Origin of the sequence: Agromyces aureus (genome assembly GCF_001660485.1) — a bacterium.
Lineage (GTDB): Bacteria > Actinomycetota > Actinomycetes > Actinomycetales > Microbacteriaceae > Agromyces > Agromyces aureus.
Genome location: NZ_CP013979.1, coordinates 1,852,535 through 1,866,698 on the forward strand (window position 1 = coordinate 1,852,535; position 14,164 = coordinate 1,866,698).

At 71.7% G+C, this 14,164-nt stretch carries 10 protein-coding genes; all 10 read left to right on the forward strand.

The features are described from left to right. Positions 1–6: 6 nt before the first annotated feature. The 10 genes from ilvD (at position 7) to ATC03_RS08085 (ending at position 14,152) form a co-directional block, all read left to right on the forward strand. Positions 7–1,701 carry a dihydroxy-acid dehydratase gene (gene ilvD, locus ATC03_RS08040; protein ID WP_067875344.1) on the forward strand — a complete coding sequence of 565 codons (1,695 nt, stop codon included), beginning with the start codon at positions 7–9 and terminating at the stop codon, positions 1,699–1,701. 44 nt (positions 1,702–1,745) lie between these two features. Next, positions 1,746–3,548, forward strand: a complete 1,803-nt coding sequence (locus tag ATC03_RS08045; RefSeq protein ID WP_067875347.1) for an acetolactate synthase large subunit — start codon at positions 1,746–1,748, stop codon at positions 3,546–3,548. A gap of 2 nt (positions 3,549–3,550) precedes the next feature. Further along, positions 3,551–4,060 carry an acetolactate synthase small subunit gene (gene ilvN, locus ATC03_RS08050; RefSeq protein WP_067875349.1) on the forward strand — a complete coding sequence of 170 codons (510 nt, stop codon included), beginning with the start codon at positions 3,551–3,553 and terminating at the stop codon, positions 4,058–4,060. A gap of 65 nt (positions 4,061–4,125) precedes the next feature. Further along, positions 4,126–5,154 carry a ketol-acid reductoisomerase gene (ilvC, locus tag ATC03_RS08055; protein ID WP_067875353.1) on the forward strand — a complete coding sequence of 343 codons (1,029 nt, stop codon included), beginning with the start codon at positions 4,126–4,128 and terminating at the stop codon, positions 5,152–5,154. Between the two features lie 234 nt (positions 5,155–5,388). Next, positions 5,389–5,637: a hypothetical protein gene (locus ATC03_RS08060; protein ID WP_067875356.1), complete on the forward strand. Its 249-nt coding sequence runs from the start codon at positions 5,389–5,391 to the stop codon at positions 5,635–5,637. Continuing rightward, positions 5,634–6,155 (forward strand): hypothetical protein, encoded by a 522-nt coding sequence (locus ATC03_RS08065; RefSeq protein WP_067875359.1) that lies wholly within the window; start codon positions 5,634–5,636, stop codon positions 6,153–6,155. The genes ATC03_RS08060 and ATC03_RS08065 overlap by 4 nt, the downstream gene beginning before the upstream one ends. A 177-nt stretch (positions 6,156–6,332) precedes the next feature. Continuing rightward, a complete protein-coding gene (locus ATC03_RS08070; RefSeq protein ID WP_067875363.1) occupies positions 6,333–9,827 on the forward strand; it encodes a lamin tail domain-containing metallophosphoesterase family protein in 3,495 nt (1,164 codons plus the stop codon). 159 nt (positions 9,828–9,986) lie between these two features. Next, entirely contained in the window at positions 9,987–11,417 is a 1,431-nt protein-coding gene (locus ATC03_RS08075; protein WP_084003386.1) for a tyrosinase family protein, read from the forward strand. Further along, positions 11,414–12,259 (forward strand): copper chaperone, encoded by an 846-nt coding sequence (locus ATC03_RS08080; protein WP_067875367.1) that lies wholly within the window; start codon positions 11,414–11,416, stop codon positions 12,257–12,259. Before ATC03_RS08075 ends, ATC03_RS08080 begins: the two co-directional genes overlap by 4 nt. Positions 12,260–12,262: 3 nt before the next feature. After that, positions 12,263–14,152: a gluzincin family metallopeptidase gene (locus tag ATC03_RS08085; protein WP_067875371.1), complete on the forward strand. Its 1,890-nt coding sequence runs from the start codon at positions 12,263–12,265 to the stop codon at positions 14,150–14,152. Positions 14,153–14,164 lie beyond the last annotated feature (12 nt).

The following is a 14,164-nucleotide window of genomic DNA, read 5'->3' on the forward strand; positions in this document are numbered from 1 at the left end:
CTCGTCATGTCGGAGTTCGATCCCAAACCGCGTAGTCGCACCGTAACCGATGGCATCGAGGCCATGACCAGCCGGGGCATGCTCCGAGCAGTCGGCATGGGGGATGCCGACTGGGACAAGCCCCAGATCGGCATCGCGAGCTCGTGGAACGAGATCACGCCGTGCAACCTCTCGCTCGCCCGCCTCGCGCAGGCCGCGAAGGAGGGCGTGCACGGCGGTGGCGGCTACCCGCTGCAGTTCGGCACCGTCTCCGTCTCCGACGGCATCTCCATGGGCCACGAGGGCATGCACTTCTCCCTCGTCTCCCGCGAGGTCATCGCCGACTCGGTCGAGGTCGTCATGCAGGCCGAGCGCCTCGACGGCTCGGTGCTGCTCGCCGGCTGCGACAAGTCGATCCCCGGCATGCTCATGGCCGCGGCCCGCCTCGACCTCTCGTCCGTCTTCCTCTACGCCGGCTCGATCGCCCCCGGATGGGTCCGCCTGTCCGACGGCACCGAGAAGGACATCACCATCATCGACTCGTTCGAGGCCGTCGGCGCCGTCAAGGCCGGCACCATGAGCGCCGAGGACGCGCACCGCATCGAGTGCGCCTTCGCGCCCGGCGAGGGTGCCTGCGGCGGCATGTACACCGCGAACACGATGGCCTCGGTCGCCGAGGCCCTCGGCCTCTCGCTGCCGGGCTCGGCGTCGCCGGCCTCCGCCGACCGCCGCCGCGACTACTACGCCCACCGCTCGGGCGAGGCCGTCGTCAACCTGCTGAAGCACGGCATCACCGCGCGGCAGATCCTCACGAAGAAGGCGTTCGAGAACGCCATCGCCGTGGGCATGGCGCTCGGCGGTTCGACGAACATCGTGCTGCACCTGCTCGCGATCGCGCGCGAGGCCGAGGTCGACCTCACGCTCGACGATTTCAACCGCATCGGTGCCAAGGTGCCGCACATCGGCGACCTGAAGCCCTTCGGCAAGTACGTCATGAACGACGTCGACCGTCGCGGCGGCGTGCCCGTGCTCATGAAGGCCCTGCTCGACGCGGGCCTGCTGCACGGCGACGTCATGACCGTCACCGGCAAGACCATGGCCGAGAACCTCGAGGCGCTGAACCTCCCGCCGCTCGACGGCGAGGTGCTGCGCACGCTCGACAACCCGATCCACGAGACCGGCGGCCTCACGATCCTGCACGGCTCGCTCGCACCGGAGGGTGCGGTCGTGAAGACGGCCGGCTTCGATGCGGCCACCTTCGAGGGCCCCGCCCGCGTGTTCGAGCGCGAGCGCGCCGCGATGGACGCCCTGACCGCGGGCGAGATCAAGGCCGGCGACGTCGTCGTCATCCGCTACGAAGGTCCCAAGGGCGGCCCCGGCATGCGCGAGATGCTCGCCATCACGGCCGCCATCAAGGGCGCCGGCCTCGGCAAAGATGTACTACTCTTGACGGACGGTCGATTCTCAGGCGGCACAACCGGACTGTGCATCGGCCATCTGGCACCCGAAGCGGTGGACGCAGGTCCCATCGCCTTCGTGCGCGATGGTGATCTGATACGGGTCGATATCGCAGCTCGTTCCATCGATCTACTTGTCGATGATGCCGAGCTGGCTGCCCGCCGTGAAGGCTGGGCTCCGCTTCCCCCGCGCTACACCCGAGGCGTTCTCGCGAAGTACTCCAAGCTCGTGCGCTCGGCCGCTGAAGGCGCCACGACGGGCTGAGTACGGCGTTCTCCGCTCACCCCGCTCACCAGAACAGGAACCGAATGACCACGGAATCCAGTCCCGTGCCGTCGCCCAATCTCGTGCCCCCGCACGCGCCGGTGGAGATCACCGGCGCCGAGGGCGTCGTCCGTTCGCTCGAGATGCTCGGCATCACCGACGTGTTCGGACTTCCCGGCGGCGCCATCCTCCCCGTCTACGACCCGCTGCTCGACAGCAAGAAGCTGCGCCACATCCTCGTGCGTCACGAGCAGGGCGCCGGCCACGCCGCCCAGGGCTACGCGTCCTCCACCGGCAAGCTCGGCGTCGCGATCGCGACCTCCGGCCCCGGTGCGACGAACCTCGTCACCGCGATCGCCGACGCCCACATGGACTCGGTGCCGCTGCTCGCGATCACCGGCCAGGTGTTCTCGAACCTCATGGGCACCGACGCGTTCCAGGAAGCCGACATCGTCGGCATCACGATGCCGATCACGAAGCACTCCTTCCTCGTGAAGAAGGCCGAGGAGATCCCGGCCACGATCGCGGCCGCCGCGCACATCGCCTCGACCGGCCGCCCGGGGCCCGTGCTCGTCGACATCACGAAGGACGCCCAGCAGGCGCTGTTCAACTTCTCCTGGCCGCCGAAGATCGACCTGCCCGGCTACCGTCCGATCACGAAGGCGCACGGCAAGCAGGTCACGGCTGCGGCCCAGCTGCTCGCCGAGGCCAAGCGCCCCGTGCTCTACGTCGGCGGCGGCGTCATCCGCTCGCGTGCCTCCGAAGAGCTCCTCCAGCTCGCCGAGGCCACCGGTGCACCCGTCGTGACGACCCTCATGGCGCGCGGCGCATTCCCCGATTCGCACCAGCAGCACCTCGGCATGCCCGGCATGCACGGCACGGTCCCGGCCGTGATCGCGCTGCAGGAGTCCGACCTGCTGATCGCGCTCGGCGCGCGCTTCGACGACCGCGTGACCGGCAAGTCGGCGCTCTTCGCGCCGAACGCCAAGGTCGTGCACGTCGACATCGATCCCGCCGAGATCTCCAAGATCCGCGTCGCCGACGTGCCGATCGTGGGCGACCTGAAGGACGTCCTCGTCGACCTGCGCGCCGCGTACACCGAGCAGGTCGCCACCGTCACGCCCGACATCAGCGAGTGGTGGGCGACGCTCGACGGCCTCCGCGCGGAGTTCCCGCTCGGGTTCGCGCCGACCTCCGACGGGCTGCTGGCACCCCAGCAGGTGATCCAGCGCATCGGCCAGCTCACCGGACCCGAGGGCATCTACGCCGCGGGCGTCGGCCAGCACCAGATGTGGGCCGCGCAGTTCATCAAGTACGAGCGTCCGAACTCGTGGCTGAACTCCGGCGGCGCCGGCACCATGGGCTACGCGGTCCCGGCCGCGATGGGCGCCAAGGTCGCCGAACCGCACCGCACGGTGTGGGCGATCGATGGCGACGGCTGCTTCCAGATGACGAATCAGGAGCTCGCGACGTGCACCCTGAACGACATCCCGATCAAGGTCGCGATCATCAACAACTCGTCGCTCGGCATGGTGCGGCAGTGGCAGACGCTCTTCTACGACGGCCGCTACTCGAACACCGACCTGAACACGGGGCACGACAGCGTTCGCGTGCCCGACTTCGTCAAGCTGGCCGAGGCCTACGGCGCGCTCGGCATCCGCGTGACGAAGGAAGACGAGATCGACGCGGCCATCAAGCTCGCGCTCGAGACCAACGACCGGCCCGTCGTGATCGACTTCGTCGTCTCGGCCGACGCCATGGTGTGGCCGATGGTGCCGCAGGGCGTGTCGAACAGCTACATCCAGTACGCCCGCGATCACTCGCCGGCCTTCAGCGAGGAGGACTGACCATGTCGACCCACGTGCTCTCGCTCCTCGTCGAGGACAAGCCCGGTCTGCTCACGCGCGTCGCCGGACTCTTCGCGCGTCGCGGTTTCAACATCGAGTCGCTCGCCGTCGGACACTCCGAGATCGCCGGCCTGTCCCGCATCACGGTCGTGGTCGACGTCGAGGAACTGCCGCTCGAGCAGGTGACGAAGCAGCTCAACAAGCTCATCAACGTCATCAAGATCGTCGAGCTCGACCCCGCCCAGTCGGTGCAACGCGAGCACCTGCTGATCAAGGTGCGCGTCGACAACTCGACCCGCTCGCAGGTGCTCGAGGCCGTCAACCTCTTCCGCGCCCGCGTCGTCGACGTCTCGACCGACGCGCTCGTGATCGAGGTCACCGGTGACTCGGGCAAGACCACCGCGTTCCTCAGGGTGCTCGAGCCCTACGGCATCCGCGAGATCGCCCAGTCCGGCCTGCTGGCCATCGGGCGCGGCGGCAAGTCGATCACCGAACGCGTCTTCAAGAACTGAATCGGATGCCGCGGCGCGAGCCGCGACATCCGTCACCGAACCCCATACCAAGGAGAAGAACAGCAATGGCTGAGATGTACTACGACCAGGACGCGGACCTCTCGATCATCCAGGGTCGCAAGGTCGCCGTCGTCGGTTACGGCTCGCAGGGCCACGCGCACGCGCAGAACCTGCGCGACTCGGGCGTCGAGGTCGTCATCGGCCTCAAGGACGGCTCGAAGTCGATCCAGAAGGCCGAAGAGGCCGGTTTCGAGGTCAAGAACGTCGCCGACGCCGCCGCGTGGGCCGACGTCGTCGTCATCCTCGCGCCCGACCAGTACCAGCGCCACATCTTCGCTGACTCGATCAAGGACAACCTGTCCGAGGGCGACGTGCTCGTCTTCGGCCACGGCTTCAACATCCGCTTCGGCTACATCGAGGCCCCCGCGGGCGTCGACGTGATCCTCGTTGCGCCGAAGGCCCCCGGACACACCGTGCGTCGCGAGTTCGTCGCCGGCCGTGGCATCCCCGACATCATCGCCGTCGAGCAGGACGCCTCGGGCCAGGCCTGGGACATCGCGAAGTCCTACGCCAAGGGCATCGGCGGCACGCGCGCCGGCGTCATCAAGACGACGTTCACCGAAGAGACCGAGACCGACCTGTTCGGCGAACAGTCCGTGCTCTGCGGCGGCACCTCGCAGCTCGTGCAGTACGGCTTCGAGACCCTCGTCGAGGCCGGCTACCAGCCCGAGATCGCCTACTTCGAGGTGCTCCACGAGCTGAAGCTCATCGTCGACCTCATGTGGGAGGGCGGCATCGCCAAGCAGCGCTGGTCGGTCTCCGACACGGCCGAGTACGGCGACTACGTCTCGGGCCCCCGCGTCATCGACCCGTCGGTCAAGGAGAACATGAAGGCGGTGCTCGCCGACATCCAGGACGGCACCTTCGCCACGCGCTTCATCGCCGACCAGGACAACGGCCAGAAGGAGTTCCTCGAGCTCCGCGCCAAGGGCGAGCAGCACCCCATCGAGACCACCGGTCGCGAGCTGCGCAAGCTCTTCGCCTGGAACTCGTCGGGCGACGACGACTACGTCGACGGCGAGGTCGCTCGCTGACCCGAGCAGGCCTTCGCTGACGCGAGTCCTCCAGCACCACCCGCGACGGCGGGGTCGGCTTCGGCCGGCCCCGCCGTTCGGCGTCGCGGGCATGCACCGGGCGCTGACCGGCGACCGTTCTTCGCCGTGATCACCGTGCACCGCAGACGTCGGCGCGAGACCTCGGCGCGACACCGCCGTGTGCAACGTCAAGAATTGGTTGACAGCAAGGAGCGTCAACGATACGTTGACAGAATGAACCAGTCAGCCAAGTCCGATACCGCCGTTCGTCGTCTCGCCGGAGCCTCCGTCACCGCGATCGTCCTCGGCGCGATCGTCACCCTCTGCGGTCTCGTGATGGACTGGGGCGGGTTCGTCGGCGGCATGGCGCTCGGTGCGGGCATCGGGCTCGTCGTCGTCGGCGCCTACCTGTGGGGCTATGCGAACGGCATCCGTCGTGGCGGTTCGCGTGCGACGTGGCTGCCGAGTCGGGACGCCGAGTGAGCGATCTCGCCGACGCCATCAGTCGTGCGGTCCTCGACGACGCGGGGGTCGGGGCCGCAGAGACGCTCTCCCTCGACGCCCACCGCTCGTTGATCGCCGCGAGCGCGCGGGCCGACGCGGAGGTCCGCGGCATCCTGCAGCGCTCGGTCGAGGCCGCGCGTGCGGGGGGTGCCAGCTGGTCGGTCATCGGCGCAGAACTCGGCATGACCCGCCAGGCCGCGCAACAGCGGTTCGGGAGCGTCGAGGCGCCGAGGGGCGCGGCCGAGCGCTGGCTCGGGCCGGTGACGGCGTTCGACGAGATGGTCGAGCTCGAGGCCGCGGGTCGCGCCGGATGGCGCACGGTCGAAGCCGGCATGCTCGCGCACCGCATGGTGTACACCGGGACCCAGTGGGAGCACCGGCGGGTGCTCTGGCGGTCGGCGCCGGTGGCCGACGGGGCCGACGGCTGGCAGGTGGGATGCCGCGCCTTCCCGTGGATCTACCTCGTGCGGGATCTCGGCATCCCGGTGGAGGCCTGACCACGCCGTCGGCGCGGGAGGCGTCGGTACCCGACGCACGGGCACGGATGGAGTCGGCAGGGGCGGCATCGGCAGGGGCGTGACCGGCGTCGCCTCGTTCCGTGACGTCGTCGGGCGTTCACGCGGGCCTTCGGTGCGCGTCGCCGCTCGTTCATCCGCGGCGGCGAACGTGGAATCGTGCGACGCGGAACAGCCCCGGTTCGAACGGTTCACACGTGGTCGACGGCTCCGGTCGTCGGTTTCCTGATCGCCGCACTGCTCGCGGCGGTGATGCCGCCGCAGGTCTCAGAGGCTTCGGAGGCCGCGCAAGGCCGGCCGGCGGTCGGGCGCACGGCGGGCGCGGCATCCGGCATCGTCATCGACGAACTCGCGAACGGCGACGGCCACGACGGCGCCTTCAGCTTCTTCGAGCTCCGCAACACGGGCGACGCGGAGGTCGACCTCAGCGGCTGGAACGTGTTCCGGTGCAGCGCCGAGGGCCTTCGGGCGAATGTCGGCCGGCCGGAGGCCCCCCTCGACGGCGTGGTGCTGCGCCCCGGCCAACGCTTCACCGTCGCGCGCGTCGGTGCCGTGCTGACCGACGGGCGCATCGCGGATGCGCGGTTCACCCAGCCCTACGACCGCGGCGGGTTCGGGCTCGTGGTCGTCGATGCCGACGGCGCACGAGTCGATGCGGTCGGCGTGTACCCGAGCGAGCCGAATCCGGTGGCGAGCGAGTGCACCGAGGGCGTGAATCTGCCGGAGGCGCTCGCGTTCGTCTCCGCGGTGGGCGAGAGCTGGCAGCGGGTCGCGACGACGGGCGACGTCGCCGCGGACTTCGTGCGCGCCGAGGCGACGCCGGGTGCACCGAACGCGACGCGGGCGGTCGAGCGGCCGCCCACGGCATCCGTTCGCATCGACGAGGTCGCCGCAGCGGGACCCGCCGGCTCGGGCGACGACCTCGTCGAACTGCGCAACGCGGGCGATGCGACGGTCGAGGTCGGCGGGTGGTCGGTCTACCGCTGCACGGCGGCCGGCACGGCCTCGCCCGAGACGAGGCAGTTCACGTTCCCCGAGGGGCGCAGCCTCGTGGCGGGCGAGCGGTTCGTGCTGGGCGGCCCGGGGTTCGAGCCGCGGGCGGGCGAGCGCGAGCCCGATGCCAGGGCGGCGACGAGCCTCGCCGACACGACCTTCGGCGTGCTGGTGACGGATGCCGCAGGCCGCCGCATCGACCAGGTGAGCGTGTCGAACGGGCCCGACACGGCCTGCCAGAGCGGCACGGCGAAGCTGGCCTCGGTGCTGGACGCGCGCGCGGCGGAGTCGTGGCAGCGCGTGGACGGCACGGTCACCGGCGACGCGGAGTTCCTCATCGCCCCGCGCACGCCGGGGGCGCCGAACGCCCGGGTCGATCGGAGCGTGTTCGGCACGGCGTTCGCCTACGCGGAGCGTGTCGGAGTCGCCGTGAGCGAGCTCGCCGACGACCCGCGCACGCTCGAGGGTGCGGAACCGCAGCACTTCGTGGAGCTCGGCAACTACGGCGACGAGCCCGTCGACCTCGGTGGGTGGCGGCTCATGCAGTGCGGCGTGGACGGTGCGCGCGAGCAGGCGACGCTGCTCACGATCGAGCGAGGCACGCGGCTCGCACCTGGCGCGGCCTGGGTCGCGGCACTCGAGGGCACGGCTGCCGCGGCCTCCGCCGATGCACGGTTCTCGACCCCGTTCGACTTCCTCGGCACGGGAGTCTGGGTCGAGGACGCCGGCGGACGCAGGGTCGACAGCCTCGGTGTGTACCTGGCGAACGAGATGGACCAGCCCGACGAGCGCCTGAGCCCGTGCACGAAGGGCGTCTCGCTGACGACGTTCCAGCCCGATCGGCTGCGCGGCGAGACCTATCAGCGCAGCCGGTTCACGGGCTCGGATGCCGACGACTTCGTCGTGCGAGCGGCGACGCCCGGCGTGCTCGACCGGGCCGAGTGGACCGACGTCGAGGCGATCGCACAGCGGGCCACGACGAGGCTCGCGGCCGAGCTGCGCCGCGAACGCGAACACGCCGCCGTGCAGCTCGCGCGCACGGTCGCCGACGACGGGTCGACGCGATCCCGACGGATCGCCCGCGACGGCGTTGCCGCGGTCGTGGTCGAGGCGGCGCGGGGCGCGACCGAGGGCGGCCCGCTCGTCGAGCATCGGGCGCCGGGCGAGGTGCCGCTCGCACCGAGCGGCGCACCCGACGGCGCACCCGACGGGGCGGTCGACGGCACGGTCGACGGCGCACCGAACGGCGCACCGGGCGGTGCGGTCGGCGGGCCGACCGCGCTCACCGCGTCCGACGACGCGTTCGCCCTCCCGTACGTGCGCTTCGTGCTCGACACGAGCGGCACCGGCCTCGTCGACGGCGGCGCCGTGTCGTGGACCGGCCGCGGCGCCGGCAGATCCGAACTCGTGCTCTCGGTCCGGGATGCCGCGGCGAACGCCTGGCGACGGCTCGACGCCCGTTCGGGGGTCGACGGCGAGCCGCTGACGCTCGCGGGCCGCGTGCGCCCGTCCGAGGCATCCGGCAACCGGGTCGAACTGCTCGTGCAGAGTGCGGCGAAGCGAACGGAATCAGCACCGCACGGGGCCGACGGCGAGTTCGAGGACCCCGCCGACTACGACCTCGCGATCAGCCACATCACCGACACGCAGTACCTCAGCGAGGCCTACCCCGAGGTGTACGCCGACGTCGTCGGGTGGATCGCGGCGAACGCCGACACCCGCAGGATCGCGTTCGCCACGCACACCGGCGACCTCGTGCAGAACTGGGTCGACCCCGGTCAGCAGGAGGATCGCGCGCGTCGCGAGTTCGAGGTCGCGTCGACCATGCAGGCCGTGCTCGATGACGCGGGCGTGCCGAACAGCGTGCTGCCCGGCAACCACGACAACAAGCGCGGCGCGAGCAACGCCCTGTTCAACGAGTACTTCGGCCCCGAGCGGTACGCCGACCGGCCCTGGTATGCGGGCTCGATCGCGCCCGACGACAACAGCGCGAACTTCAGCACCTTCGAGCAGGCGGGCGCCGGCTTCCTGATGCTCTCGCTGCCCTACGCCTACGGCGACCGCGAGCTCGCGTGGGCCGAGCAGGTCGTCGCCTCGCACCCGGGCCACAACGTGATCGTCTCGACGCACGAGCACGTGACGCCGAAGCTCGCGGATGTCGCGGCCGGGCGTTCGACCGGGTCGCGCTGGCTCTCGCGGGGCGGCGAGCTCTGGGAGCGGGTGATCGCGCCGAACCGCAACGTCGTCGCGGTGCTCTCGGGGCACTTCCACGGCCTCGGGCGGATCGTGACCGAGGACGCGGGCGGACTGCCGGGGCACACGGTCGTCGAACTGCTCGCCGACTACCAGGAGTTCCGAACGCACACGGGCGAACGCGCCACGGGCTTCCAGCGCCTGCTGCAGCTCGATCTCGGCGGCGGCACGATCTCGGTCGACACGATCTCGTCGACGCTCGACGCGGCGGCGAGCTTCCCGTACGACTACGAGCAGTTCCGCCCGGAGGACGGATCCGAGGGCACGCCGACGAACTCGCGCCCGTGGCGGATCCTCGCCGACGGACTGCAGGAGCGCTACACCGCCGAGGACGACGACTTCGCGGTCGAAGTGTCGTTCCAGTACCCGAAGCTCGTCGCGACCGAGACCGTGCTGGTCGAGCGCTGATCGCGGCGGCCGCGAAGCCCGGTGCGGCGCCCGGACCCGCGGTGTTCCGCGCTGTGCGCGGTGTGGCGAGAAGTGTGCCGTCCGCACTCTGGACGCGGTGGGTCCCCGGTGGTAGACAGGGCGCGCCCTGCCGCACGGAGGGGCACCGAGGGGGTCGTCATGCGCGTTCGCAGGGATGTTTCAGGGCTCACGGTGGGCGATCGGGCCACCGCGATGGCCGGCGAGTGGCACCCGATCCTCGACGCCTACGCGCGCGGCGTCGAGGCCATGAAGGCGCTCGACGAGGCCGGCCCACCGACGCCCGAATCGTGGATGTGGGCGGCGAACACGCACGGCATCGACCAGTTCACGCCGCGACGCGCGGCGTGGGCGCAGTGCACGCACGCGTCGCTGTTCTTCCTGCCGTGGCATCGTGCCTACCTCGCCTGGTTCGAGCAGCACATCCGTGACGCGTCGGGCGACGACGACTGGGCTCTGCCCTACTGGGACTACTCGGCACCCGGTTCGTCGCGACGGCTGCCCGTCGAGTTCCAGGTCGAGCAGCGCACGGTCGACGGGGTGCTCGTCGACAACCCGCTGTTCTCGCCGGCGCGCTCGTCGCAGCCGATCCCGGTCGACAGCGCCGACATCGTCGAGGCCCTCGCGCAGCCGAACTACCTGCTCGAACGCGAGCCCGGTTTCGGCGGCGCGCTGCCCGACCAGTTCTTCGGCACGGTCGAGGACCGCCCGCACAACTACGTGCACATGGCCATCGGCGGGGTCATGCGCTCGCCCGCGACGGCCGGGCGCGACCCCGTGTTCTGGCTGCACCACGCGAACATCGATCGCCTGTGGGAGGTGTGGCTCTCGCTCGACGGGTCGATCCGGTTGACGGATGCCGCTGGCACGCCGCCCGAGCTCGTGTCGGCGTGGGATTCCTCGACGTTCTGGTTCGGCGACGAACAGCGCCCGAAGACCTATGCGATGGCGGCGGTCGAGGACCTCGCCGACGAGGCGATGGACTACGAGTACGAGTCGATCGTGCTCGCAGACCCGCTCGCCGACCTGGTCGCCGAGCGCCGTGCCGCGATCATCGAGGCGAGTGGAGGGGGACTCGGTTTGGACGAGGCACCGAAGTGGCAGCCCGTGGCGGCGACGTTCGATCTCGCGTCGGGCGAGGAGCGGGAGATCCCGTTCGAGGGTGGCGGGCTCGGGCTCGACGAGGCCGCCCCCACCCGGCTCATGCTCGAGCTCGCCGGGGCGACCGCGCACGATCCGCACGCGGCGTACGACGTCGAGATCCGTTCGGCGCCGGATGCCGAAGCCCACCTGGTGCGGGGGTTCTCGACCTTCGGTCTCGCGGGCACGCCCGACGACGAGGTGCGCAACTACCTCGTCGATGCGTCGCCCGTGCTGCCCGACCTGCTCGCCGAGGGCTGGGCGGGCGGGGCGCTCACGGTGCGGCTGCTGCCCGCGGCCGAGCCCGAGCCCGAGCCCGGCGGTGACGGCGACGACGACGCAGGAGACCCCGACGATGACGGCGGCGACGACCGCGCCGACGACCGCGCGATCCAGGTCGCGCAGGTCACCGTCTACGTGCAGACGCCGTGACCCTGCAGACGCACCGCCCGCCGGGCGCGCCGGCCACCCGCGGCGCGCAGTCCGGCGCGCGCAGGCGTCGGCGTCGACGGGCCGGCGCAGGCTTCGGCGTCGGCGATGCGCTCCCGATCGCCTCGGGCCTCGCCTGGGCGGTGCTGCTCCTCGCCGCGCTGCCCATCGCGGGACCGTTCGGGGCCCGGTCGCATCACGGCGGGTCGGATGCCGCACCGAACACCGGCTCGCCGGGAACCGAGGTCGCCGCGGCATCCGTCGCCATCACCCCGATGTGGATCGCGGGCTGGCTGCTCATGGTCGTCGCGATGATGTGGCCGCTGCTCGTGCCGCTCGCCCGGCGCATCGCGGCGGGGTCGTTCCCGCGCTGGCGCCTCGGCCTCCCGCTCATCGCGGTCGGCGTCTCGACGCTGCTCTGGCTGTCGTTCGGGCTCGTCGCGGGCGCGTTCGCCCAGCTCGCGGCGATCCCGGTCGGCAGCCTCTGGTGGCAGCTCGCCGCGCTCTCGGTCGCGGCGCTCGCGCGGTGGTCCGCCTGGCGCGCCCGGCTCCTGACCACGTGCGCGAAGACGCCGCCCGTGGCGCCGAGCGGTCGCCGCGGCATCCGCTCGGCCGCGCGTGCCGGGGCGATCGAGTGGCGTCGGTGCGCGATCCTCTGCGGCCCGCTCATGCTCGCGATGGTGCCCGGTCACGGGGTCGTCGTGCTCGCCGCCCTGAGTCTCTCGGTGTGGTGGGAGGCGCGGCATCCGCGAGCCTGGCGCGACCCGGTGCCGCTCGCCCTCATCGCGGTCGCGGGCATCGGCGCCGTCGGCCAGGCCCTGCTCGGCGGGGCCCTCGGAGGCTGACCCATGGTGAGCAGAGGGCCCATCGCGACGGTGCCGCTCGTCATCCAGGACGACTCGGCCGATCTCGGCACGATCGGCGGTGAGCGGGTTCCCACGCGCGAGAACCGCGAGCTCCGCCTTCCGGATGACGCGAACGACCGTTTCCTCGACGGCCCCGCGTGCCGGCGGCTCGCCGTCGTCGACTTCGACCCCGAGACGGGTGTTCCGCTGCCGCCGCCCGCTCCCTTCGTACCGACCCGCGAGGGCGCGCTCGACGGCACCTACGGCACGGGCGACGGCCCGGAGTCGCCGGCCGCGCTCGCCGTGAACGCGTTCGGCATCGCGTTCCGCACGATCCGCATGTTCGAGGGCGCCGATGCGATCGGTCGGCGGGTGAGGTGGGCGTTCGGCGGCGAGCAGCTGCTGATCGTGCCGCGCGCGGGGGAGCGGGCGAACGCGGCCTACGACCGGCGCACGCGCAGCCTGCAGTTCTCCTCGTTCACGGGCGTCGACGGCGTGCGGGTGCACACGGCGCTCAGCCGCGACATCGTCGCCCACGAGTGCGGGCACGCCCTGCTCGACGCCGTGCAGCCCTCGCTCTCGGATCGGCCGACGCGCGAATCGATCGCGATCCACGAGGCCGTCGCCGACCTGATCGCGGTGCTCATGGCGCTCGAGAGCGACCGACTGCGATCGAGCGTGCTCGCGCGCAGCCGCAACCGCATCGACGAGCACAACGCGTTCAGCTCGATCGCCGAGGAGTTCGGCGTCGCCAAGCCGGGGCCGGGCGGTGCGAAGCGGCATGCGCTCCGCGAACTGGCGAACACCGGCCGCCTCGAGGACCTCGCGCGGGCCGATCCGCACGAGCTCAGCACCCTGCTCTCTGCCATCTACTACGACACGCTGCGCGACGTCTTCGAGGCCCGCTTCGCGCGCGAGCGGAGTCGTCGGGGCGACGACGGGCGTCGGCCTACCGCCGCGCAGGCTGCGAACAAGGCACTCGGCACCGCGCATCTCATCTTCCGCCGGTTCGTGCTGCGGGGCATCGACTACCTCCCGCCCGGCGACCTCGGGTTCGCCGACGTCGGTCGGGCGGCGTTCGCCGCCGATCGGGCGATCGATGCGGCGAGCGGGCGACGGGCGAGCGTCGAGGTGCGACGGCGTCGCGACGCGTTCGCCACGCGGTTCGTCACCCGCGGCATCGTCTCGTCCGAGGACCGCGTGCACGGCCGCCGCCCGAAGGCGCTCGACGTGCCGCCAGAGCGGCTCGAAGACCTCCGCGACCAGGAGTACGCCGCCTACGACTACGTCGGGCGGCACCGACGCTCGATCGGGATCCCGGCGGGCCTGTCGTTCACGGTGCTCCCGCGCATCGACGCAACCAAGCGCATCGGGCCTGCCGACCTCGCCCCGCAGCGCGAGTTGCTCGTGAAGGTCGCCTGGGAGCGCCCAGCGGCGGTGCGTGCCGACGGCACGCGAACCCGCGCCGTGCCGGTCGGCGCGACGATCGCCATCGGCTGGGCCGACGGGCGCTGCCTCGCGCTCGTGCGGAGCGTCGCGGCCGAGGGGTGGTCGCCGCGGAGGGACGCCGGCCCTGAAACGGCACGGGGTCCGGGCGATCCGGGGGCTCGGGAGGCGCCGGACGCTCCGGACGCTCCGGACGCGCAGGATGAGGCGGTCGCGGCGGCGAACGGGCCCGCTCACGCGGTCGACCTGCTCGAGGCGGATGCCGCGGCATCCGGCCTGCACGGAGCCGCCCCCGTCGAGCCGACGCCGACCCCGCCCGCCCGCGCGACGACCCGTGCAGCGGCTCGCGAGGCGGCCCGGCGGCCGCTCGCCGCTCCGCCGCCCGGCGTGGATCCGGGCGCCTTCTTCGACCTCGTGCGGGCGCGCACCGCCCTCCGCGGCCGCTGAATCGTACGACCA

What these genes read in the sequence shown, in the direction of transcription:
- ilvD (WP_067875344.1), top strand. Translation starts at nt 7, where the DNA reads ATGTCGGAGTTCGATCCCAAACCGCGTAGTCGCACCGTAACCGATGGC.
- ilvN (WP_067875349.1), top strand. Translation starts at nt 3,551, where the DNA reads ATGTCGACCCACGTGCTCTCGCTCCTCGTCGAGGACAAGCCCGGTCTG.
- ATC03_RS08045 (WP_067875347.1), top strand. Translation starts at nt 1,746, where the DNA reads ATGACCACGGAATCCAGTCCCGTGCCGTCGCCCAATCTCGTGCCCCCG.
- ilvC (WP_067875353.1), top strand. Translation starts at nt 4,126, where the DNA reads ATGGCTGAGATGTACTACGACCAGGACGCGGACCTCTCGATCATCCAG.
- ATC03_RS08085 (WP_067875371.1), top strand. Translation starts at nt 12,263, where the DNA reads ATGGTGAGCAGAGGGCCCATCGCGACGGTGCCGCTCGTCATCCAGGAC.
- ATC03_RS08075 (WP_084003386.1), top strand. Translation starts at nt 9,987, where the DNA reads ATGCGCGTTCGCAGGGATGTTTCAGGGCTCACGGTGGGCGATCGGGCC.
- ATC03_RS08060 (WP_067875356.1), top strand. Translation starts at nt 5,389, where the DNA reads ATGAACCAGTCAGCCAAGTCCGATACCGCCGTTCGTCGTCTCGCCGGA.